A 21,987-nucleotide genomic window follows, 5' to 3' on the forward strand; every position below is an offset into this window, starting at 1 on the left:
AAAAGAGATGGCTTTAAAGCCATCTCTTTTGTATAACTTTACCATTTGTATAGTTCAATCCTACTTAATTGCTGAGAACTTAAGAGTTAAGTAACTTATCAGCACGATAATTAAGATATTCTTCTAAATTAGTATAACCGTCTTGATTTTGATCTGTAGAAGCATCTGATGAATCATTAAAATTAAGACCGTGGTTACTTTCCCAGCTATCTGGCATACCGTCTTGATCAGTATCAGTAGGTGCTGTTGTTGACTCTAACTCTGGCCAACCACCTACCTCCTCCTGAGAATCAATGATATTACCAGTTCCATCTTTAACATCATTGATAATACGTATATCAACATCATCTCTAGGAAAAGCTCCAGCAGATGCTAAGACATTATCATAAGCTTCATCAGCACGTTCAAGTGTAACAGCAACATTACCAATTATGAATTTACTAGTCTGTTTGTATTCTGAGATAATAGCTGATTCACTTTGACCAAATAGGTTTTTAAAACTGTATTTTACTAAACTATATGGGTCAGATGGCTCATCTTCATCTAAAGAGTTACCAGCAAAATAGCCCTCAGCTTTAGCAGCTTGTTCATAGAAGATATAGGACTTACTTGATGAGTCAGGCCCTGACTTAAAGTAGTTATTGATAAAATTATAATGACTTACTGAATCTTTATCAGCATTATAGGCACCATGTGAACCACCCCAGTTATAGATGACATTATTCTCAAAATCAGCATATAAACCAACTGAATCTTCTTGATAACTAAGATAATTGCCTGGTCTAGGGGTTCTATTATTATGATGTGCCCAAAGGTTATGATGGAAAGTATATTCTGCTCCTTGTTCTCCACGGACTAAAGAACCATAGCCATGTTCACCTTTATGATGATAGGAATTATTCAAACTTTGACTTATGATACTATACTGTATCGTTACATTATCACTTTCACTTACTGATAAAGTTTCGTCGATAGACCAACTTGCTGAAACATGATCTAAAATTACATTTTCAGATTGATTAACCCAAAGTGAGTCGACCTCAGGTTTACTGTTTGTAGCATCTCCTAATCTAAAGCGCATAAATCTAATGATAACATTATTTGCATTTATTACAGTACCATAGTTGGCAACACAGATACCATCACCTGGAGCAGTCTGACCTGCAATGGTTAGATCGCCATTTTTAATATTTAATTGTGATTTTAAATGGATAGTTCCTGAGACAGCAAAAACAATAGTTCTTGGATCATCACTTTGTTCGATTCCATATCTTAAACTACCTTCTCCACTATCATTTAAATTTGTTACAACATAGACATCGCCACCTCTACCACCAATTGTATTGGCTCCAGCACCTTCAGCAGTAGGAAAAGCTAATGCAGAAATACTATCAAGACTATCAGAGATTTCAAAAGTAATGCTCTTAGTTTCAACTACTATACCATCGCTATCTTTGACCTTAATAACTAAAGTATGTTCACCAATAGAGCTTATCTCAGTAGACTGCTCATAAGCAACACCATCTAAAGTAATTTGAATAAGATAATTATTATCAACGTTACCACTTAATGTAACCTTTGGGGTAACTGAATCAATATAAACAGCACCACCTTTAACCCCTGCAACATTAATTGTAACTGAACTACTATCATTAGTAACATCACTACTACCATCACAAGCTGACAACAAAATTACAGCTATCAACATAGTAAAAATCAATAAATAACTTTTCTGTTCTGTTAATTTCATATGTTTACCACCTTTTATTTAATGGTTATTTTAAATCCTCTAAATTGCTTAAATATTCCTACTAATAGATATAATAGATGTACCTGACTCTAAAGCCAGTTCTTTATCTTTAGATTATATAATTTTAAATTTGCTGCTAATTCTCATAGTTTAAAAATAATAGGAAATCTTATTCCAAGGTCACAAACCTATATAGGTAGGTTTGTAAATTTTAACTGAAATTTTCATCTTTCTTAAGTGGAAGAGAGGGGAACTAAAATTAAACTTATAATAATATTAAAGATATAAATTAAAAATCTTATAGATAACACCCCCACAGATAGAATGTGGGGGCAATAAGAAAAGATAAAGTACCTTTCTTTATAATATTATATTTAATCTCTTAATTTTCTAATGTAGAAAATATAACATCATCCATATATACTTGAGCATATTTATTAGAATAGAATATAAAGCTACTTGGATTCTCTAAAGCACTAATATCAATTGTTAGAACTTCTTCATTATTTTGATAGATAGAGAAAGTACCATTTTTCCATTGATATACATAATGGTTCCAAACACTAGTTTTGTTAGTTAATTCAACTGTAGTAGTCTCACCTTCTGGAACAGTTTCACCATTAACTGTAAGGTCACTATCAACTGCAGCGTCAACTTGTGAACCGTGAAGATATATTCTAAAGAATCTATTACCACTAGAATCACGCATATCAAATTTTAAACGATATGCACCAACCTTAGCGTAAAAGTCTATCTGTCCTGAAGCCATTGCAGAGTCAACTTTATATCCTAACTGACCATTATCAATACCATCAGGTATACTAGTTTCTAGATCAGCCTCAGTAGGTGCTGGGGCGATACTGATGACATTACCATCTCTATCGCTATCCTCAATAATAGCGTAAGTAGTAGCAGTAGTCCAATCACTAGTCACATCTCCATTGTCAAAGTTATCGGTAAAGACTTCTACAAATTGCGGAGCAGCAATATTAATAGTTGTTGAGGCTGTCAACTCATCATTTACGCTAGCAGTAAGTATAACATCACCTTCTGTATCACCAACTGTTACAGTAACAGTTTGACCTGTAGTGTCACTTAGAGTTGCTAAATCAGTCTCATTACCATCTTCATCAGTTAGAGACCAAGTTATATCAGAACCACTGATGCTTATATGTTCACCTTTTTGATCTAAACCTACAACAGTAAAGTTATCAGATGTATCACCAGGATTTAAGGTGACAGTATCTGACCCAGCATTGATTTGTATTGAAGTCAAAACTGGTGTATAATCACTACTTGAACTAGAATCATCATCATCACTGCAAGAAGTTAAGACAAAAGCCATCATAATAATTAAAGTAAAAATTGATAATTTTTTAAGCATTTATATCCCCCTTGTATTATTAAGTTTATATTCCAAATACGGAATAATATTAGTTATAAAGTCTCGACCCTCCTTTCGCTTATTATTGTACAATCATATTTTAAGGTAATTTAGTTTAATATTTAATTATTAACACCAAATCATAATAATTAAATATATTAGATTTTATATAAATTATTTTATCTTAATCTAAAAATAATCTGATTATCTTTAGAAGCTAGCATTTACCTGAGCTTCATAATCCCAGTCACCTAAGATAACGTGAGTTGCATATTCATCAGCCTGTGTATCAGTTAACTGCTTACGCTTACCTGGATTAGCAGGATCTGCAACAGCACCAGTACCAATATTGTTATATTCTACCATGAGATCACTTTCATAAAAATCAGGATAGCTTGAACTCATCTGTTTCCAACCATCTGCAGGTACTTCTGCATCAATGGCTGAATTTAAGATAGCTGTATTTGTTGAGACATCTGTATAACTGTCATAAGCATGCCAGTTTCTGCCCAAATAGGCTGCTGTGATACCATCATCAGCGGTGAAATTACAGTTATTAAAGACAAGGCCTTTCATTGAAGCTGCAGTTGCAGGAGCAGTATAATAACCTGTACTGTTATCACGATAGACCATATGGATCTCACTATCCTCAAAGACAGCAGTACCAGCCCCAAAGATAAAGTCAACAGTTCCTTCTACATAAACATTTTTGTAGTAGTGACGGGCTTTGGTTAATAGATCATCAGAACTCCAATCATAACCACAGTTATCCATTAAGGTATCTTGTCGTCCTATGACATTAATATCTTTAAAGGCTACTCGATCACCATTGACATATAATGCTATTGCTTGATGCTCATCATTGTCTTCTCTAGTATTATAACTATTTTCTATTGTCAAATTTTTAACTGTAACGTCAGAACCATTAATTATTAGGGTACCGGTTTTCTTCATATCTTGACCTTCTGTGCTTTGATTATAGTAGATAACAGTATTATCTGTACTCTGACCAATGATACGAATATATTGAGAACCTTCACCTATAGTATTTTGTTCATAATATTGGCCATCTTTTACATAAATAGTATACCAGTCATTAGCAGTTCCATTAGCATCACTAAGAGCATCTCCTAGTGTAGGATACTGATTGCCGTCTTGAGAAGTTAGACTAGAGTCTACGATAGCATCAGCATCAGGGACGAAATTAGATGCTGCTTCAACAGTTAGAGAGATGGACTTCTTAAAATCACCAGTCTGTGCTGTTAAAGTGACTGTACCTTCTGCAATAGCAGTTAGGTTAACAGAAAGTCCAGTAATTTTGTCTAGACTGCCAATGCTTTCATCGCTTATTGACCAGTCAGCTGAATCAATACTCATGGTATTACCCTTCTGGTCAACACCACTAACAGTAAATTGCTGAGTAATACCAACATAAAGTTCACTAGTGTTTGGACTTATTTTTAGATTAGTTAAAACTGCAGTATAGTCAGAATCATCTGAACATGCTGCTAATGTTAAGCAAAGAGTTGCGATAAGTAACAATAAAATTAATTTTTTAGATTTGATAACTTAAGCCTCCTTTTTAAATTAAAAAATTTTTAATAATGACCTCCTCCTGTAAAAGAATTTTTTAATACATCTTTCATTATATTTGATCAATTTAAAATTTTCTAAGCATATACTGTTAACTTTTAGAACATTCAACATATTCTGTTTTTTCTTTGACAGATAGCCATAAATTATTGTAAAATCACAGTAATAGAACAAATAAATTTATTGTAGAATACAGCTAAGAATTATCAAATTATATAGAAAGGAGGATTTTTTGAAAACTAAACTTGAATTTCTGAAAAAATCTTTTTTTGTAGAAAAATCTAGAGTTAAGATTAATTATTCCATGTCAAGTATCCATTACCATAAAAGTTATGAGATATATTATTTGCAGAAGGGTAGTGTTAAGTACTTTATCAAGGATAAGGTGTATAATGTAAAAAAAGGTGATCTTGTTTTAATAAATACCTATGATATACATAGAACAGTATATAGTGACTGTTCGGAAAATGATCGGATTGTTCTTTACTTTAATGATAATTTCATAAGAAATATTAAAAAATTAGAAAAAAATTATGATTTTTTATCAAAAATTCAGAGTAGTAATATACTCCGTCTCAATCCAAAACAACAGATTATTATTGAAAATATTCTGATTAAAATGCTAAAGGAGTATAATAGTAATGGTGAAGAGAAAGAATTATACTTAAAGATATTTCTCTCAGAACTATTAATGAGAATTAATAGATATAATAGAGAAAATAGATACATTGATAAAATCAATCCTATGCAGGAAAAGATTATGGAGGTAGTCACCTATATAAATAATAATTACAGTAAAAAACAAAGTATTTCATTTTTAGCTAAAAGGTTTTCCATCAGTGAATCATACCTAAGTCATCTATTTAAAGATGTAACAGGTTTTACAGTTATCAATTATATTAATACTGTTAGAATTAAGGAAGCTCAGAGGCTATTAATAAATACTAATAAAACAATTACAGAGATTGCTAATCAGGTTGGCTTTAATACAATTACTCATTTTGGACGTGTATTTAAGAAATCAATTAATACCTCACCTTCTAAATATAGAAAACTTAATCGTAAAAGAGGTTAGTAAAAGAGAGTTGACAATAGTTACTCTAATCAGTATAATTGAAAAGAAGAAGAAGTTATACATGTAGTACTAAAATTTTCTGAAGATAAATAAAATTGAATATAAAAGTTAGGTGCTTTTAGAGATATCTAAAGGAGAATAGGGAATCGGGTGAAAATCCTGAGCGGACCCGCCACTGTGACTAGAGATAATGGATTATAGTATACCACTGAATTTTTTTGATTTGGGAAGGTATAGTCTAATTAGAGCTAGGAGTCAGGAGACCTGCCTAATTTTTAAAGCTTACTTAAGCTTCGGGAGTAAAGAAAAGTAAGGAGATTGTTCTATAGGGATAGGTATATCTATATTTATATACATTTGTTTTTTAGCCCCCTTAATCTTCTTAAGAAGATTAAGGGGGCTTTTAGTTTAAATCAACTTTAAATTATAAAGGAGATAAAGATGAAAATATTAGAGAGAACTTTAAACGAGATTAAAGAGCTAGATCAGGCTAAGATTAGGGAGGCAAAGCAGAGGTTAGATACTTTGACTAAGCCTCAAGGGAGTTTAGGGAAATTAGAAAAGATAGCAGCTAAGTTAGCTGGAATAACTGGAGATGTATTTGCTCCAGTTGATTGTAAAGCTCATGTAGTAATGGCTGGAGACCATGGAGTAGTAGAAGAGGGTGTTAGTGCCTTTTCTCAAGAGGTAACGGTAGCCATGATTCATAATTTCTTAAATCAAGGTGCTGCTATTAATGTCTTGGCTCAGCAGGTGGGAGCAGAGGTTATAGTGGTAGATGTAGGTGTTGCTCAAGAAGTAGGAGTAGAAGGCTTAGTGGTTAAGAAGATCAAGGCTGGAACTGATAATTTTACTCAAAAAGCAGCTATGACAGAAGCAGAGGCGATAGCCAGTATAGAGGTAGGAATTGAGGTTGTAGAAGGGCTAGTTGATAGAGGGGTTAATTTAATTGGAACTGGTGAGATGGGCATTGGTAATACTACTTCTAGTAGTGCCATTATAGCGGCTTGCACTGGATTATCAGTAGATGATGTGGTTGGTTATGGGTCAGGGATTGATGATAAAGGTCTTGCTAGAAAGCAAGAGGTGATTAAGCAAGGATTAAAGTTAAACCAACCAGATAGCAATAATGGGATTGATATTTTAGCTAAAGTAGGTGGTTTAGAGATAGGAGCTATGGCAGGGATGATGTTAGCTGCTGCAGCTAAGAGAGTACCAGTTATAGTTGATGGAGTGATTTCTGGAGCCGCTGCTTTAATTGCCCAAAAGTTGGAGCCAAAGGTAGTAGGCTATTTAATCCCTTCTCATAAGTCAGTAGAGCCAGCCCATATTAAGACCTATGAGACTTTAGGCTTAGAGCCTATGTTGGACTTGGATATGAGATTAGGAGAAGGGACAGGAGCGGTCTTAGCTATGAATTTAGTAGAAGCAGCCAGTAGAATTATTAAAGAGATGGCTACCTTTGAGGAGATAGGGCTGTAGTTGTAGTGAAACTTAATGGGGAGATTGGGATATTTTGAGTGGTTAGGAGTTAGGGATTTAGGTAGTTTATAACTACCTAACACCTAATAAACGAAGTAAGGAGGATATTAATGTTTAAGTTAAAAGGAAAGAAAAGTTTTGTGTTATTATCAACACTATTTATGACGTTATTGCCAAAGCAGGCTGAAGCTATGCATATTGCTGAAGGTTTTCTACCTATCAAATGGGCAGGAATTTGGTGGGCAGTTGCGCTACCTTTTTTGGCTTTAGGAATTAGGCAGATTAAAGAGTTAGTTAAGGAGCAAGGAGCAGGTGTTAAGGTATTATTAGCAGTGACAGGTGCTTTTGTCTTTGTTTTGTCATCACTTAAGTTGCCTTCGTTAACAGGGAGCTGTTCCCATCCAACGGGAATTGGATTGGGTGCTATCTTATTTGGGCCTTGGCCCATGGTGGTCTTAGGTTCTATTGTACTTCTTTTTCAAGCAATATTATTGGCCCATGGTGGTCTAACTACCTTAGGAGCTAATCTATTTTCAATGGCTATAGTAGGAGCTTTTGTAGCTTATGGAGTATATAGGTTGCTTAAGAGTATGGGAGCACCTCAGTGGTTAAGCGTATCCTTAGCTGCAACCTTAGGAGATTTGATGACTTATGTAACAACGGCTACACAATTGGCCTGGGCTTTTCCAAGTGGAGAAGGTGGAATTCTACTTTCATTAACTAAATTCTTAAGTGTCTTTGCAGTAACTCAGCTTCCTTTGGCTATTACTGAGGGGCTATTAACAGTACTGGTCTTTAATCTAGTCCACCAATATAATGAAAATGAATTAAGAGAGCTTGCAGTTATATCAAAGGGGAGGGAATGAACATGAACTTAGCCCAAAAAAATTTAATGATAATATTCTTGATCTTAGTCATCACTATTATTCCATTATTAGTAGTGCCTAATGCTGAATTTGGTGGTGCTGATGGAGCAGCAGAAGGGATTATTGCAGCGATCAATCCAGATTATCAACCTTGGTTTAATAATATTTGGGAGCCTCCTAGTGGAGAGATTGAGAGCTTACTGTTTGCTTTACAAGCTGCCTTAGGTGCAGGGATATTAGGTTATTATATTGGCTCTAAAAAAACTGAAGCTAAGTATAAAGGTAGATTGGAAGAAGGATGTTAAATATTGATCAATATGCTTATTCTAATCAACTTAGTAAGATTCACCCCATGGAGAAGATATTATTTGCAATAGGAATTATGATAGTCTGTTTAGTAGCTAATTCAGTCTATATTTCCCTAGTTGTTATTTTGTTGATGGCTGGGGTAATAACTCTAGGTGCTAGAATATCTGTGAAGCTATTTATTAAATTATTGGCTATTCCAGTCTCTTTTTTATTGTTTAGTATCTTGGCAATTATTATTTCCATTACTACAGATGAAAGTACTCTATTATGGTATGTAGCTTTTGGAAAGGTCAAGGTAGGTATTCAAAGTAGAAACTTGTTAGTGGGGATCAACTTATTCTTAAGGTCGTTAGCCACAGTATCTTGCTTATATTTTTTAGCTTTGACTACTCCTGCAGTGGAGATTATCAATATATTTAAAAAACTGAAATTACCCCAAATCTTTATAGAATTGATGATGCTGATGTATAGGCTGTTATTTATACTACTAGAAACAGCTAATCAGATTAGACTCTCTCAATTGTCTCGTTTAGGTTATACATCTTTTAGAAATTCCCTGTTCTCTTTAAGTAAATTGATTGCCCGTTTATTTATTAAAGCTTATTACCGTGCTAGAGAACTAGTAATAGCTTTGGAAGCTAGGGGATATGATGGAGAGATTAGAGTATTAGTACGAGAGCATCAACTTTCTAAGAGGAATTTGATAGCTATTCTCTTAATTGAATTTCTTTTGATAATTGTTACGATATATTAATATAGTTAACGGTGCACAGTGGTTTACACGGAAGGTTCTACTAATGAACCTGTAGGGATTGTTGACAGTTAAAAACCTTATAATCTATTACTCTATAAAGTTTTTTAGGGTTAATATCCTTGAACTTAACTGTACACTGTACACTGTCAACTAGATACAGGAGGTGGTCTTACTGTCTGAAATAATACTTGAAGCTAAAAATCTTAATTTTATTTATCCTGATGGAACTAAGGCTTTAAATGATTTATCTATTAAGATACCTAAAGGTAAGAAGCTAGCACTATTAGGACCCAATGGAGCAGGAAAGTCTACTCTTTTTTTTCACTTTAACGGGATTTTGCAGCCTAAAGATGGTGAGCTTAGCTTTGCTGGAAAGAAAATTAGTTATAAGAGAAGGGAGTTGAAGAAGCTAAGAAAGAATGTGGGGATTGTCTTTCAAGATCCAGATAGACAATTATTTTCGGCAAGTGTCTTAGAAGAAATCTCCTTTGGACCCTTTAACTTGGGTTTGTCCGAAAGTGAGGTAAAAAATAGGGTAGATGAGGCCATGAGTACTCTTGGAATTAGTGATTTAAAGGACAGACCTACCCATTTATTGAGCTATGGCCAGAAGAAAAGAGTATCGATTGCTAGTATTTTGGCAATGAAGCCCAAGGTGATTATCTTTGACGAACCGACAGTCTGGTTGGACCCTAGGCAGGCAGAAGAGATGATTGTATTTTTTAATCAACTACAGCAGAAGGGGATAACAGTTATTATCTCAACACATAATGTTGATTTAGCTTATTCTTGGGCTGATTATATCTATGTTATGAAGGCTGGGAAGTTGATTGGTGAGGGAATAGTAGAAGAGGTATTTCAAGACGAATTACTTATGTCAGAAGCTAGTCTAGTTCAACCTTGGCTAGTAGAAGTATATCAAGGCCTAAAGCAGAAGGGTTTGGTCAAAGATGGAAGTTATATTCCTAGAAATAAGAAAGAATTTTTAGAATTAATAGATAGTTAGAGGAGGAGATTAAAAATGAAAACAGGTGTAATTATCTTAGGTCATGGAAGTAGAACAGTAGAGGCAAACCAGGTCTTTGATAGTATAGTAGAGATGGTTAAGGAAGAGATAGATTATGAGATAGTAGAGAAGGCATCAATGGAGTTGGCTAAACCAAGCTTGGCTCAAAGTATAGAGAAGGTCGTTAAAGCTGGGGTTAAGAAGGTAATAGTAGTTCCTTTATTCTTATTTCCTGGTATACATATTCAAGAGGATATTCCTAAACTAATTAAGCTAGAGCAGAAGAAGTATCCAGAGGTTGAGTTTATCTTTGGTAGAAATATTGGTGCTGACCAGAAGATAGCGGAGCTAATGGTAGAACGGGTAAAGGAAGTAGGATGAGCTTATGGATTTTAATAAAGACCCTAAAGGGATTGAAGTCAGAAGTATGGAGATTATCACTGAAGAGGTGGGAGACTTAGGTCAAAGTCCTCAAGAGGATAAAGTAATTAAACGAGTAATTCATGCTACAGCCGATTTGGAGTTTGCCAAGTTAGTAGTGATTTCTAAGGGAGCAATTGAAGCTGGTTTGGCAGCCCTTAAATCAGGTGCTAATATCGTGACAGATGTAAATATGCTCAAGTCAGGGATTACTAAAGGTAAGAGCAGGGAATTAAATATTAAGGTGGATTGTTTTATTAGCAATCAGGAGATTGCCACAGAAGCTAAGAAGCTGGGGATAACAAGGTCAATGATGTCTATGAGAAGAGCAGCTCAAGATAAAGATAATAAGGTTTTTGCCATTGGCAATGCCCCTACAGCTCTCTTTGAATTGATTAAATTGGTTAAGGAAGGAAAGGCAGAACCAGAGTTAATTATTGGAACTCCCGTTGGCTTTGTAGGAGCTAAGGAGTCTAAAGAGGAGCTAGAAAAGTTGGATATCCCTTACATTACTGTTAGAGGAAGAAAAGGTGGAAGTCCAGTAGCAGCATCGATTGTTAATGCGTTGCTTTATATGTGTTAATGGGGTTATATGGGTATAGTGCGACACTTTGGTCGCTGGCTAATAGTTACTAGCCCATAGCTTCTAGCTATTAAATTTATAATTTCTTAGCTAACCGCTAGAAGCTAGTAGCCAGAAGCTAAACTGTCCCAATATCCTTCTATTATCTAAATCTCAGTATAAGTTTAAATATATACTCTAAGCACAAAGTTATGAGTATGGGATGGTGTTATTATGGTATTTGATTCCTACGTAGTCAAAAATGGAAAAAAATTAAGAAGAGGATATACAACAGGGAGTACGGCTACAGCAGCAGCTAAGGCAGCTACTTATGTTCTCTTTACTGGTAAGAGAATAGCTAGAGTAAAGATAGATACACCAGCAGGAATTGAATTAGATTTAGAGGTAGATATCTTGGAGATAAAAGAGGGGTATGTAGTTGCTTCAGTCTTAAAAGATGGTGGCGATGACCCCGATGCTACTGATGGGATTGAGATAATTGCTAAGGTGGAAGAGATTGAGTCGGGAATTGAATTACTGGGAGGAAAGGGCGTTGGTCAAGTTACCAAACCTGGTTTAGCAGTAGAAGTGGGAGAGCCTGCTATCAATCCTGTACCTAGAAAGATGTTAAAAACTGAGATTAACAAAGTTTTACCTGCTGATAAAGGAGTAAGGGTTACTATTGAAGTGCCTGAAGGTGAAGAGATAGCTAAAAAGACCTTCAATCCCAAGTTAGGAATTATAGGTGGAATCTCTATTTTGGGAACGACAGGGATTGTAGAACCCATGTCTGAGAAGGCTTATTGCGATTCTTTAGCTATCAATATCAGTCAGGCTGTAGCCTTAGGAGAAGAAGAACTGGTTTTAGTCTTTGGCAACTATGGAAAGAGAATGGCAATAGATTTAGGTTTTAGAGAAGAGCAGATTATTAGAATGAGTAACTTTGTAGGCTTTATGCTCAAAGAGTGTGTAGCTAGAGGGGTTAAGAAGATTATTCTGCTGGGGCATATTGGCAAGCTAGTCAAGGTAGGGGCTGGAATCTTCAATACCCATAGCCATCTAGCTGATGCTAGATTAGAGACCATTGCTGCTTATACTGCTTCTATAGGAGGAAGAGAAGAGTTAATCAATCAAATCTTAACTGCCAATACTGCTGAAGAGACTATAGAGATAATCAAAGAAGCTGGATTTGAAGAGGTTTTTAATCTATTAGCAAAAAGAGTAAGTATTAGGGCAGAGGAGCATGTTGATGGAGAATTAGAGGTCAAGTCTCTTTTATTTTCGATGCAAGGAGAAATATTGGGGAGATATGGAGGTTGGTGATCTAGTGAACAAGATACATATCTTAGGGATAGGCCCTGGAAGTAGAGATTATCTATTACCAATTACAGAGAGGGTTGTCAGTGAGGCTAATGTTATTATTGGTGGAAGCAGGGCTTTGGAGTTATTTAAGAAGTATAAGCAGGAGAAGATACTAATTACTGTAGATTTAGCAAAAATTAAAGATTATATTAAAGAAAATTACCAAACTAAGAAGATAGCAGTCTTAGTTTCAGGAGATCCGGGACTATATAGCATCTTGAATTATCTCAAAAGATTCTTCTCTAAGAGTGAGCTGGAGGTCATCCCAGGAATTAGTGCGATGCAGTTAGCCTTTGCTAAGGCAAAATTGATTTGGCAGGATGCTTATATTACTAGTTTGCATGGGAACAGGGATAAGAAAGCTTTATTAGAGCTGGTTTCTACTAAGGATAAAGTAGCCTTCTTTACCGATAATAAATTTCCTCCTAACGAGATTGCTGAGTTTTTAGTGGAGAATGGAGTAAAGAATAAGATTGGAATTGTAGTAGAGAATTTATCTTACGAATCAGAAAGGATAGTAGAGGCTTCTTTAGAGGAGTTAAGTAAGCAAAAATTTGCTAAATTAACAGTGATGGTGATTTATAATGGATAACTGGAATTATAGAACTGTAGGGATTCCTGATAGTGAGTTTATTCGTGGTGAAATTCCTATGACCAAAGAAGAGGTCAGAACTATTAGCCTGTCTAAGCTCCGCTTAAAAGATGATAGTATTGTCTATGATATTGGTGCTGGAACAGGGTCATTGACAATAGAGAGTGCTTTATTAGCCTCCAAGGGAAGGGTCTACGCAATTGAACGAGAAACAGAGGGGGTTGACTTAATTAAGAGTAATGCTGCCAAGTTTCAAGTAAGTAATCTAGAAGTAATACAGGGTTCTGCTCCTAAAGCTTTGTTGGATTTACCTGAAGTTGATCGGGTCTTTATTGGAGGTAGTGGAGGAAAGTTGGAGGAGATTTTAGATGTGATAGATAAGAAGCTAAAAGCAAAAGGTAGAATAGTAATTAATGCAATCACCTTAAATACCTTGAATTCTTCTATTAAGAAGTTAGAGGAGTTAGCTTATGATTTTGAAATCTGTAATATTGCAGTAACTAGAACACGACAGGTAGGAGATTATCAGATGCTACAAGGCTTGAATCCAGTATATATTATTAGTGGTGAGAAAGGATGATTTGATGGCTGGAAGATTATATGGATTAGGGATTGGACCAGGAGACCCAGAGTTATTGACTTTAAAGGCAAAACGAATCTTAGAAGAGGTTGATTTAATCTGTACTCCTCAATCTAGCAAAGATAAGAGAAGTGTGGCTCTAAATATAGTAGAAGAGGTAGTAGATTGTCAAGGGAGGGTGAAGTATCTACTCTTTCCCATGACCAATGATAGAGCAAAATTAAGGCTAGCTTGGGATAGGGCAGCAGAAGAGATTATAGAGTTATTAGAATCTGGTCAGGATGTAGCCTTTATTACTTTAGGTGATCCTTTATTATATAGCACTTATATCTATATCTTAGAGAGGGTTAGAGAAAAAGAGTTTGAAGTTGAAACAGTACCTGGTATTACCTCAATAAATGCTTGTTCTGCTAGATTGAATCTGCCTTTAGCTGAAGGAAAAGAGAAGGTCATGATTATCCCTACTGCTTATGACTGTGATGACTTAGCAGAGATATTAACTAGCTATGAGAATGTAGTGTTGATGAAGGTCTCTAAAAATTATGAGGAGATAGTCAGGATGTTGGAGAAGTTAGATTTAGTAGAGAATGGGGTCTTTATCAGTCGCTGTGGGCAAGATGGAGAGTTCATTACTAGAGATTTGAGGTCATTGATTGGTGAAAAGATAGATTATTTATCGATGATTATAGTTAAGAGAAAATATAGTGTGAGTGTGAGTAAAAAATTATTTTTTTAATCTTCTGACCTTACTCACACGCACACTAATCACTCATACTTGAACAAAAGGAGGGAAGCTAATATGAAGGTTTATTTTATTGGAGCGGGAGCAGGAGACCCAGACTTATTGACTATTAAAGGTATGAAGGTTTTGGAAAAAGCAGAGGTAGTTATCTATGCTGGTTCTTTGGTCAATCCTGCCATCTTAGATTATGCTCCTCAAGCAGAGGTCTATAATAGTGCTACCATGAACTTAGAAGAAGTCTTAACTACTATAGAAAAAGCGGTTAAAGCTGAAAAGATAGTAGCTAGAGTCCATACAGGAGACCCTAGTCTTTATGGAGCTATACAGGAGCAGATAGATTATTTGAAAAAGCAAGGGATAGAGTATGAGATTATCCCAGGGGTTAGCTCCTTTTTAGCAGCAGCGGCAGCTATGGAGCGGGAGTTTACCTTACCTAGTGTTGCTCAATCATTGATTATTACTAGGTTAGAAGGTAGAACCCCTGTTCCTGCCAGAGAGAGCTTAGAGAAGTTAGCCCAGCACCAAACCTCGATGGCTATCTTCTTAAGTGTACATATGATCGGAGATGTGGTAGAAAGATTAAGTAAAGCATATCCAATTAGTACCCCCATTGCTGTGGTTCAAAAGGCTTCTTGGTCTGACCAAAGAATAGTCAAAGGGACTTTAGAGAATATAGCAGCTAAGGTTAAGGAAGCTGAGATTAAGAAGACTGCAATGATCTTAGTAGGCGAGTTTTTGGATAGTGATTATGATAAATCAAAGCTATATGATAAGAACTTTAGCCATGAATTTAGAAAGGCAGAAAATTAATGAAGTTAGCTATTATTGCTTTGACTGAATCGGGAAGGACTTTAGCTAAGAGCTTAGGAGAGAAATTAGAAGAAGCTGAAATTTATTTACCAGTTAAATTGGCTGAAGGTGAGGATATACATAGTTTTGATACAACTTTAAGGGAGTTAGTGGCTAAGCTGTTTGAAGAATATGATGCTTTAGTCTTTATTATGGCACTAGGAATTGTAGTTAGGGTAATAGCACCTTACTTAGCTGATAAGAGAAGGGATCCAGCTGTGGTAACCATTGATGAGACTGGGCAGAATGTAATCAGTACCCTGTCAGGGCACCTGGGGGGAGCTAATGGATTGACAGAGAAGATTGCAACTTTAATTGGAGCAAACCCTGTGATTAGCACAGCAACTGATTGTCATGGTAAGTTGGCAATTGATTTACTTGCTCAGAGATTGGATTGTGAGATTATTCCTTTTGAAAATCTAAAATTAGCCAATTCAGCAATAGTCAATGACAAGACTTTAAATATCTTTACAGATTATCACTTAGAGCTAGATGAAGATGAGAATATTAATTTATATCCTTTAAAGGAGCTAGGGCAGAGGGAAGGTTTCCCTGTAATTATTACAAATAAAGCTATTGATTTCTCAGCAGAATATCTACAATTAGTTCCCAAGAATATCATTTTAGGTATTGGCTGTAGAAAGGGTATTAGTGTAACAGAGATAGAAGATGCTATCTCATATGCTTTAGAGAAGTTGCAGCTAAGAAGAGAGAGTATCAAGGCTTTAGCTACTGTTGATTTAAAAAAGAAGGAAATAGGAATTGTAGAGGCTGCTAATAGCTTAGAGGTTCCTTTAAATATTATCAGTAGAGCAGAGATTAAAAGGGTAGACTTTGAATATACAAGTTCTGAATTTGTAAAAGAGAAGATAGGAGTTGGTGGTGTATGCGAACCAGTAGCAGTCTTAAGTGCAAAGAATTCTCAGTTACTCCTACCCAAGACGATCAAAGGAAGGGTAACAGTAGCGGTGGTAGAGGAAAGCTTTATGTAGTGGGAATCGGTCCAGGGGATATCGAGTATATGAGTCTGAAAGCCTATCGAGTCTTGCAACAAGTAGATGTAGTGGTTGGTTATCAGACTTATATTAAACTATTAGAAGAGATATTGACTGAAGAACAACAGGTAATAAGTAATGGTATGACCAAGGAGGTAGAGCGTTGCCGACAAGCAATTAATTTGGCTTTAGAAGGTGAAGAGGTGGCAATTGTCAGTAGTGGAGACCCTGGAGTCTATGGTATGGCTGGGTTGATTTTAGAGTTAGTAAAAGAAAATCCTAAGCTAGAAGTGGAGATAATCCCAGGAATTACAGCAGCTAATGCAGCAGCTTCATCACTAGGAGCACCTTTAATGCATGATTATGCTGTAATCAGCTTAAGTGATTTGATGACACCTTGGGAAGTGATAGAGAAGAGATTAGAGAAGGCAGCCGAGGGCGATTTTATAGTTGCTCTTTATAACCCTAAAAGTAAGAAGAGAATTAAGCAGGTTGAAATAGCTAGGAATATCTTCTTAGAGAATAGGAGTGCTGATACTCCTGTAGGTATCGTGCGTAAGGCTAAACGGGGGGATGAGGAGTTGATTGTTACTACTTTAGCAGAGATGTTAGAACATAAAATTGATATGCTAACTACGGTGATTATAGGAAATTCCCAGACCCTTAAGCAAGGTGATTTAATGGTAACACCTCGTGGTTATCAGCTATGATTTTGGTTTTGGCTGGAACTAAAGAGAGTCGAGAGATAATTGACCGGTTACAAGAGATAAATCAGCCTCTATTAGCTTCGGTGGTAACAGATTATGGCTATCAACTCTTAGTAGAATCAGGGGTTGAAGTAATTCAAGAAAAATTATGCTCAGAGAAGATGAAGGCATTAGCTAAAGAAAAGAAGATTAGTATGATTATTGATACAACTCATCCCTTTGCTCAAGAGGTCTCTTTGACTGCAATTAAGGTTACTCAGAGCTTAGGGATAGAGTATTTACGTTTTGAAAGGGAAAGTCTAGAATTTGCTAATAATGAATTGCTCATCAAGGTTGATAGTTATGAAGAGGCTGCTAAACAAGCTAAAGAGTTTAATAGAATCCTGTTAACTATTGGGAGTAGAAGGCTCCATTATTTTGTAGAGGAGTTAGAGAACTGGCAGGAGAGGTTAGTGGCAAGGGTACTACCTAATTGGAGGTTTATTAAGGAAGCTAATGAGTTAGGGTTTATCCCTAGAAATTTGATTGGGATGCAGGGACCCTTTACTAAGGAGTTAAATCAAAGGTTATTAGAGGATTATCAGATTGATGTGCTAGTAACAAAAGCAAGTGGAAGGGTAGGAGGATTGAATACTAAGTTGGAGGCTGCTTTAGACTTAGGAGTCAAGGTGATTTTGATAACTAGACCAGCTATCGAATATCCAAGGGTAGTGAGTGATTATCAGAGTTTAATGGAGACATTCAGATAGTGTGAGTGATTAGTGGGAGTGTGAGAAAAAGCTAATAAAAGACTCACCCCCACACTTACACTATTTCTTATTATAAGCCAATAAGATAACTTCTTTATCTGGGTGATCTTGATTGATCTTATCTTCAATCTTCTTAATCTCTGCCAACTCTGTTTGACTCAATTTAGAGAATTGATAATTTTCCATAGACATATTATCACCTCCTGTATTATCAGCATGGCTCTTTATTAGTGGATTTATACAGATTAGCTGATGATGCTTAATGGGTATAGTGCGACACTTTGGTCGCTGGCTAATAGCTACTAGCCAGAAGCTAAACTGTCCCAATATTCATTCTTCTACTAATATAAGAGGGTTATATCATCACAAAGGAGAGGTTCAATTGAGCAGATTAATTTTAGTTTTAGGTGGAGCCAGAAGTGGTAAGAGTAGCTTTGCTGAAGAGATTGTGACTAAGCTTGGAGGATTAGATGTTACTTATCTTGCTACTTCAGAAGTTAGAGACCAAGAGATGGCAGATAGAGTAGCACATCATCAAAATTCTAGACCGGCAGAATGGACTACTATTGAGGAGTCCAGGTATATAAGTGATGTTTTAGGTGATTTGAATGAGGGGGCAGTAGTCTTATTAGATTGTTTAACTTTATTGATTTCAAATCTATTATTAGATGATGAAGAATTTGGAGAAGGAGACTATGGTTTTAATAGAATGGATAAAGAAGAAGAGATTATTGTTGAAGTTAAGAGGATTATTGGAGAAGCCAAAGAGAGAAATTTAACTTTAGTAGTTGTTTCTAATGAAGTTGGTCAAGGCTTAGTTCCAACTTATAAATTAGGTAGGGTTTATCGGGATATTGTTGGTCAAGTCAATCAATTAGTGGCAAGTGAAGCTGATGAGGTCTATATTACTTATGCAGGAATACCAGTAGAGATTAAAGAATTAGGTATGAAAATAAAAAGACAATTTACAATGGATAATTGATAATATATAGTTAAAGTTCAAAATATAAAAACATTAGGATATTTAACAATTATAGATCAAGCTAATTGTTAATTGTACATTGTCAATTGAATTTGGAGGTAAAGCAATGGCTAAAACAATTATGTTACAGGGAACCTCATCAAATGTAGGTAAGAGTATTCTGGCTACCGCACTCTGTCGAATCTTTACTCAAGATGGTTATCAGGTTGCCCCCTTTAAATCTTGGAATATGGCCTTGAACTCCTATGTAACGGCTGATGGTGGTGAGATTGGTCGGGCTCAAGCAATTCAAGCAGATGCAGCAGATGTTGAGATCGGTGTAGATATGCAACCTTTTTTGATTAAACCTAAGGGTGATGGTCAAGCTCAAGTTATAGTGAAAGGAAGACCAATAGGTGATTTTGGAGTCGATAGAAAGGATCCAGAGTATATTGAATGGGCAATGGAGATTATAGATAGTTCTCTACGGAGATTATCTGCTCAATATGAACTGATAGTTTTAGAAGGTGCAGGAAGTCCAGCCGAGATTAATATCAAGGATAAGGATATTGCCAATATGAAGGTGGCCAAATTGAATCAGACTCCAGTATTATTGGTAGCAGATATTGATCGAGGTGGAGCTTTAGCAGCAGTGGTAGGGACTTTGAAGTTATTAGAGCCAGAAGAGAGAGATTTGGTTAAAGGGATTATCTTGAATAAGTTTCGGGGAGATTTTGAGTTATTGAAATCTGGAATTGATATCTTAGAAGAAAAGACAGGAAAGCCTGTATTAGGTGTAATACCCTATCTAAAGGATATCAGAATTCCAGCCGAGGATTCAGTTGCTTTAGCTGACTTTTGTAAGCAAGAAGGAGAGGTTAAGATTGGAATAATTAACCTCCCTCATATCTCTAACTTTACTGACTTTGATTCTTTGGCTTATGAAGTAGGGGTAGAAGTGGATTATCTGGGAGCAGATGCTGATTTGAATAATTATGATGCTATTATTATCCCAGGTACTAAGAATACCATCCTTGATTTAAACTACCTTCATACCAGTGGTTTGGCAAGGAAGATAATTGCTCAAGCCAATGCTGGCAAGACTGTGATAGGTATCTGTGGTGGCTATCAGATGTTAGGTAAGAAGTTGATGGATCCAGAGTTAGTAGAGGGTAGGATTAGACAGATAATAGGTTTAGGCTTGCTAGATGTAGAGACTACTTTCAGTAAAGAGAAGAGGACCTATCAGGTGAGTGGAAGAGTTTATAGTGATTTAGATCTTTTTAGAGTATTGAAAAATGAGCTAATAACAGGCTATGAGATTCATATGGGAGATACTAAACTTGCTAATAATGCCCAAGCTCTCTTTAAGATAGAGGCTCGTTCTAAGGTGCAGGTAGATCTTCTTGATGGTTGCTATAATCAAGATCTTAGAGTCTGGGGAACCTATCTCCATGGTATTTTCGATAATGATAACTTTAGAAGAGTATTTATCAATTCCTTACGGAGAGATAAAGGCTTAAAGGAGTTAGCGAAGGAGTGCTCTACTAGAAAGGCTTTAGTGGAGAGTTATGATAATTTGACTGAAGTTGTTAGAGGGAATTTGGATATGGATAAAATTTATCAGATTATAGAATAGGGTAAGATTGATTAATCATAAGTTTAAGCTTAAGTAGAATTTTTGTTTTTACTCAAACTCAATCTTAAACTTACAATATAGGATGGTGATAAATTGGCACAGACAATTATGTTTCAGGGAACAGGCTCTCATGTTGGTAAGAGTATTTTAAGTTCTGCTTTATGTAGAATCTTAGTAGAGGATGGCTATCGGGTGGCACCCTTTAAATCTCAGAATATGGCTTTGAACTCTTATGTTACTAGAGCTGGTGGTGAGATTGGACGAGCTCAAGCAGTACAGGCTGAAGCAGCAAAGATAGCAGCAACAGTAGATATGAATCCTATTTTACTAAAGCCAACAGAGGATATTAGCTCCCAAGTGATTATCCATGGTAGAGCAGTTAAGAATATGACTGCCCAGGAGTACTTTAATGACAATTTATTTGGTTTAGCGGCGATTAAAGCTTCCTTAAAGAGATTAAAAGAAGCTTATCAAATGATTGTAATAGAGGGTGCCGGAAGTCCTGCTGAGATAAATTTACGGGAGGTTGATTTAGTCAATATGAGAGTAGCCAAATTGGCAGCTGCTCCTGTTATCTTAGTAGCAGATATTGACCCTGGAGGAGTATTTGCTAGTATTATTGGAACCTTTGAATTATTGAATCAGGAAGAACGGAGTAGAATTAAAGGGATTATTATCAATAAGTTCCGAGGAGAAGTCCAGAGGCTAAAGAAGGGGATAGCCTATCTTGAAAAAGAGACAGGGGTACCGGTTTTGGGAGTAATCCCTTATTTTAAAGATTTCAAGCTTCCAGAAGAGGATGCAATTCCAAGTTATATTCAAGGCAGTGAGGATTATCAGTTAGATATTGGGATAATTAGCTTGCCCCATATCTCTAACTTTACAGACTTTGATAGCTTAGTCCAGGAGCCTGGTGTGAGAGTTCGTTATCTTAAGACTGAAGATAGTCTAGAAGAAGTTGATGCAATTATCTTGCCTGGGACGAAGAATACTATTGGAGACTTAGAGTACCTTTATGAAAGTGGAGTTGCAGAAGAGATTATTAAAAGAGCTAATAAAGGGACTACGTTAGTTGGAATCTGTGGTGGTTATCAGATCTTAGGTAAGAGTATCTATGATCCCTTTAAGGTAGAGTCTGAAAAAGAAAGTATTAAGGGTCTAGGATTATTAGATATGATAACTACCCTAGAGCAGCAGAAGACTACAAATCAAGTTAGAGCTAAACTGCTCTCTAAAGATATATTTATGGAGTTATATGAAGATATTTTGGAAGGTTATGAGATACATCTGGGTCAGAGTGAGTTGGGGGAAGGGAGTAAGCCTTTGATAGAGATAGTTAAACGGTCTGATCAAGGAGTCTCTATTATAGATGGGGCTTACAATCAAAAGGGCAATGTCTGGGGAACTTATCTTCATGGTATCTTTGATAATGACCACTTTAGAAGAAAGTTTATCAATAAGTTGAGAGTGGATAAAGGCTTAGCTCCTATCAAATCTGAGCTCTTTAATATCAAAGCCAAGAGAGAAGAGGCTTATGATAAACTGGCTATATTGGTTAGAGAGAATCTAGATATGGAAAAGTTATATCAGATCATAGGAGTGAAGTAACT

Annotated in this window: 23 protein-coding genes and 1 riboswitch; of the genes, 19 read left to right on the plus strand and 4 right to left on the minus strand. The window is 35.9% G+C overall.

The window, feature by feature from the left end; genetic code table 11:
* Positions 1 to 79: 79 nt before the first annotated feature.
* From BX659_RS07460 to BX659_RS07470, 3 genes are all read right to left on the minus strand, one after another.
* Complete coding sequence (locus BX659_RS07460) at positions 80 to 1,750, minus strand: pectate lyase family protein (protein WP_216358764.1); 1,671 nt, start codon at positions 1,748 to 1,750, stop codon at positions 80 to 82.
* Positions 1,751 to 2,132: 382 nt separating this feature from the next.
* Positions 2,133 to 3,134 carry a hypothetical protein gene (locus tag BX659_RS07465; protein ID WP_097017494.1) on the minus strand — a complete coding sequence of 334 codons (1,002 nt, stop codon included), beginning with the start codon at positions 3,132 to 3,134 and terminating at the stop codon, positions 2,133 to 2,135.
* Between the two features lie 210 nt (positions 3,135 to 3,344).
* Positions 3,345 to 4,676: a pectinesterase family protein gene (locus BX659_RS07470; RefSeq protein ID WP_097017495.1), complete on the minus strand. Its 1,332-nt coding sequence runs from the start codon at positions 4,674 to 4,676 to the stop codon at positions 3,345 to 3,347.
* Between the two features lie 283 nt (positions 4,677 to 4,959).
* Here BX659_RS07470 and BX659_RS07475 point away from each other — a divergent pair, with 283 nt between their 5' ends.
* The 16 genes from BX659_RS07475 (at position 4,960) to cobK (ending at position 17,777) form a co-directional block, all read left to right on the plus strand.
* Positions 4,960 to 5,802: an AraC family transcriptional regulator gene (locus BX659_RS07475; RefSeq protein WP_097017496.1), complete on the plus strand. Its 843-nt coding sequence runs from the start codon at positions 4,960 to 4,962 to the stop codon at positions 5,800 to 5,802.
* Positions 5,803 to 5,895: 93 nt separating this feature from the next.
* A riboswitch (cobalamin riboswitch) is annotated at positions 5,896 to 6,088 on the plus strand.
* 155 nt (positions 6,089 to 6,243) lie between these two features.
* Positions 6,244 to 7,284: a nicotinate-nucleotide--dimethylbenzimidazole phosphoribosyltransferase gene (gene cobT, locus BX659_RS07480; RefSeq protein ID WP_097017497.1), complete on the plus strand. Its 1,041-nt coding sequence runs from the start codon at positions 6,244 to 6,246 to the stop codon at positions 7,282 to 7,284.
* Between the two features lie 110 nt (positions 7,285 to 7,394).
* Positions 7,395 to 8,150 (plus strand): energy-coupling factor ABC transporter permease, encoded by a 756-nt coding sequence (locus BX659_RS07485; protein WP_097017498.1) that lies wholly within the window; start codon positions 7,395 to 7,397, stop codon positions 8,148 to 8,150.
* A 2-nt stretch (positions 8,151 to 8,152) separates the two neighbouring features.
* Positions 8,153 to 8,455, plus strand: coding sequence for an energy-coupling factor ABC transporter substrate-binding protein (locus tag BX659_RS07490; protein WP_097017499.1), 303 nt, complete (start codon positions 8,153 to 8,155; stop codon positions 8,453 to 8,455).
* Entirely contained in the window at positions 8,449 to 9,213 is a 765-nt protein-coding gene (gene cbiQ, locus BX659_RS07495; RefSeq protein WP_097017500.1) for a cobalt ECF transporter T component CbiQ, read from the plus strand. Before BX659_RS07490 ends, cbiQ begins: the two co-directional genes overlap by 7 nt.
* Before the next feature lie 172 nt (positions 9,214 to 9,385).
* The gene (locus BX659_RS07500; RefSeq protein ID WP_097017577.1) at positions 9,386 to 10,219 is read left to right on the plus strand and encodes an energy-coupling factor ABC transporter ATP-binding protein; all 834 of its coding nucleotides are present in this window, start codon (positions 9,386 to 9,388) and stop codon (positions 10,217 to 10,219) included.
* Between the two features lie 15 nt (positions 10,220 to 10,234).
* Positions 10,235 to 10,600, plus strand: a complete 366-nt coding sequence (locus BX659_RS07505) for a sirohydrochlorin chelatase (RefSeq protein ID WP_097017501.1) — start codon at positions 10,235 to 10,237, stop codon at positions 10,598 to 10,600.
* Positions 10,601 to 10,604: 4 nt separating this feature from the next.
* Positions 10,605 to 11,222 carry a precorrin-8X methylmutase gene (locus BX659_RS07510; RefSeq protein WP_097017502.1) on the plus strand — a complete coding sequence of 206 codons (618 nt, stop codon included), beginning with the start codon at positions 10,605 to 10,607 and terminating at the stop codon, positions 11,220 to 11,222.
* A gap of 213 nt (positions 11,223 to 11,435) precedes the next feature.
* Complete coding sequence (gene cbiD / locus BX659_RS07515; RefSeq protein ID WP_097017503.1) at positions 11,436 to 12,524, plus strand: cobalt-precorrin-5B (C(1))-methyltransferase CbiD; 1,089 nt, start codon at positions 11,436 to 11,438, stop codon at positions 12,522 to 12,524.
* A 4-nt stretch (positions 12,525 to 12,528) separates the two neighbouring features.
* Positions 12,529 to 13,155: a precorrin-6y C5,15-methyltransferase (decarboxylating) subunit CbiE gene (gene cbiE, locus BX659_RS07520; RefSeq protein WP_253250705.1), complete on the plus strand. Its 627-nt coding sequence runs from the start codon at positions 12,529 to 12,531 to the stop codon at positions 13,153 to 13,155.
* A complete protein-coding gene (cbiT, locus tag BX659_RS07525) occupies positions 13,148 to 13,735 on the plus strand; it encodes a precorrin-6Y C5,15-methyltransferase (decarboxylating) subunit CbiT (protein WP_097017505.1) in 588 nt (195 codons plus the stop codon). The genes cbiE and cbiT overlap by 8 nt, the downstream gene beginning before the upstream one ends.
* 4 nt (positions 13,736 to 13,739) lie before the next feature.
* Positions 13,740 to 14,471: a precorrin-2 C(20)-methyltransferase gene (gene cobI / locus BX659_RS07530; protein WP_097017506.1), complete on the plus strand. Its 732-nt coding sequence runs from the start codon at positions 13,740 to 13,742 to the stop codon at positions 14,469 to 14,471.
* Between the two features lie 63 nt (positions 14,472 to 14,534).
* A complete protein-coding gene (cobM, locus tag BX659_RS07535) occupies positions 14,535 to 15,287 on the plus strand; it encodes a precorrin-4 C(11)-methyltransferase (protein WP_097017507.1) in 753 nt (250 codons plus the stop codon).
* Positions 15,287 to 16,318: a cobalt-precorrin 5A hydrolase gene (gene cbiG, locus BX659_RS07540; protein WP_097017508.1), complete on the plus strand. Its 1,032-nt coding sequence runs from the start codon at positions 15,287 to 15,289 to the stop codon at positions 16,316 to 16,318. The genes cobM and cbiG overlap by 1 nt, the downstream gene beginning before the upstream one ends.
* Before the next feature lie 29 nt (positions 16,319 to 16,347).
* Positions 16,348 to 17,031 (plus strand): precorrin-3B C(17)-methyltransferase, encoded by a 684-nt coding sequence (gene cobJ, locus BX659_RS07545; RefSeq protein WP_253250706.1) that lies wholly within the window; start codon positions 16,348 to 16,350, stop codon positions 17,029 to 17,031.
* Entirely contained in the window at positions 17,028 to 17,777 is a 750-nt protein-coding gene (gene cobK / locus BX659_RS07550; protein ID WP_097017510.1) for a precorrin-6A reductase, read from the plus strand. Before cobJ ends, cobK begins: the two co-directional genes overlap by 4 nt.
* A gap of 60 nt (positions 17,778 to 17,837) precedes the next feature.
* On the opposite strand, the gene BX659_RS19415 is transcribed toward cobK, so the two are convergent.
* Positions 17,838 to 17,969 carry a hypothetical protein gene (locus BX659_RS19415; RefSeq protein WP_258176123.1) on the minus strand — a complete coding sequence of 44 codons (132 nt, stop codon included), beginning with the start codon at positions 17,967 to 17,969 and terminating at the stop codon, positions 17,838 to 17,840.
* Positions 17,970 to 18,039: 70 nt separating this feature from the next.
* Between BX659_RS19415 and cobU the strand changes: the two genes are divergently transcribed.
* From cobU to BX659_RS07565, 3 genes are all read left to right on the plus strand, one after another.
* Positions 18,040 to 18,759: a bifunctional adenosylcobinamide kinase/adenosylcobinamide-phosphate guanylyltransferase gene (cobU, locus tag BX659_RS07555; protein ID WP_258176124.1), complete on the plus strand. Its 720-nt coding sequence runs from the start codon at positions 18,040 to 18,042 to the stop codon at positions 18,757 to 18,759.
* Positions 18,760 to 18,865: 106 nt separating this feature from the next.
* Positions 18,866 to 20,377 (plus strand): cobyric acid synthase, encoded by a 1,512-nt coding sequence (locus tag BX659_RS07560; protein ID WP_097017512.1) that lies wholly within the window; start codon positions 18,866 to 18,868, stop codon positions 20,375 to 20,377.
* 93 nt (positions 20,378 to 20,470) lie between these two features.
* Positions 20,471 to 21,985 carry a cobyric acid synthase gene (locus BX659_RS07565; RefSeq protein WP_253250707.1) on the plus strand — a complete coding sequence of 505 codons (1,515 nt, stop codon included), beginning with the start codon at positions 20,471 to 20,473 and terminating at the stop codon, positions 21,983 to 21,985.
* Positions 21,986 to 21,987 lie beyond the last annotated feature (2 nt).

Origin of the sequence: Orenia metallireducens (assembly GCF_003001995.1) — a bacterium.
Classification (GTDB): Bacteria; Bacillota; Halanaerobiia; order Halobacteroidales; family Halobacteroidaceae; genus Orenia; species Orenia metallireducens_B.

What these genes read in the sequence shown, in the direction of transcription:
- BX659_RS07560 (WP_097017512.1), top strand. Translation starts at nt 18,866, where the DNA reads ATGGCTAAAACAATTATGTTACAGGGAACCTCATCAAATGTAGGTAAG.
- cobM (WP_097017507.1), top strand. Translation starts at nt 14,535, where the DNA reads ATGAAGGTTTATTTTATTGGAGCGGGAGCAGGAGACCCAGACTTATTG.
- BX659_RS07505 (WP_097017501.1), top strand. Translation starts at nt 10,235, where the DNA reads ATGAAAACAGGTGTAATTATCTTAGGTCATGGAAGTAGAACAGTAGAG.
- cobU (WP_258176124.1), top strand. Translation starts at nt 18,040, where the DNA reads ATGGGTATAGTGCGACACTTTGGTCGCTGGCTAATAGCTACTAGCCAG.
- cobI (WP_097017506.1), top strand. Translation starts at nt 13,740, where the DNA reads ATGGCTGGAAGATTATATGGATTAGGGATTGGACCAGGAGACCCAGAG.
- cobJ (WP_253250706.1), top strand. Translation starts at nt 16,348, where the DNA reads ATGAGTCTGAAAGCCTATCGAGTCTTGCAACAAGTAGATGTAGTGGTT.
- BX659_RS07465 (WP_097017494.1), bottom strand. Translation starts at nt 3,134, where the DNA reads ATGCTTAAAAAATTATCAATTTTTACTTTAATTATTATGATGGCTTTT.
- BX659_RS07490 (WP_097017499.1), top strand. Translation starts at nt 8,153, where the DNA reads ATGAACTTAGCCCAAAAAAATTTAATGATAATATTCTTGATCTTAGTC.
- BX659_RS07485 (WP_097017498.1), top strand. Translation starts at nt 7,395, where the DNA reads ATGTTTAAGTTAAAAGGAAAGAAAAGTTTTGTGTTATTATCAACACTA.
- BX659_RS19415 (WP_258176123.1), bottom strand. Translation starts at nt 17,969, where the DNA reads ATGTCTATGGAAAATTATCAATTCTCTAAATTGAGTCAAACAGAGTTG.
- cbiG (WP_097017508.1), top strand. Translation starts at nt 15,287, where the DNA reads ATGAAGTTAGCTATTATTGCTTTGACTGAATCGGGAAGGACTTTAGCT.
- BX659_RS07460 (WP_216358764.1), bottom strand. Translation starts at nt 1,750, where the DNA reads ATGAAATTAACAGAACAGAAAAGTTATTTATTGATTTTTACTATGTTG.
- cbiQ (WP_097017500.1), top strand. Translation starts at nt 8,449, where the DNA reads ATGTTAAATATTGATCAATATGCTTATTCTAATCAACTTAGTAAGATT.
- cobT (WP_097017497.1), top strand. Translation starts at nt 6,244, where the DNA reads ATGAAAATATTAGAGAGAACTTTAAACGAGATTAAAGAGCTAGATCAG.
- cbiT (WP_097017505.1), top strand. Translation starts at nt 13,148, where the DNA reads ATGGATAACTGGAATTATAGAACTGTAGGGATTCCTGATAGTGAGTTT.
- cbiD (WP_097017503.1), top strand. Translation starts at nt 11,436, where the DNA reads ATGGTATTTGATTCCTACGTAGTCAAAAATGGAAAAAAATTAAGAAGA.
- cobK (WP_097017510.1), top strand. Translation starts at nt 17,028, where the DNA reads ATGATTTTGGTTTTGGCTGGAACTAAAGAGAGTCGAGAGATAATTGAC.
- BX659_RS07510 (WP_097017502.1), top strand. Translation starts at nt 10,605, where the DNA reads ATGGATTTTAATAAAGACCCTAAAGGGATTGAAGTCAGAAGTATGGAG.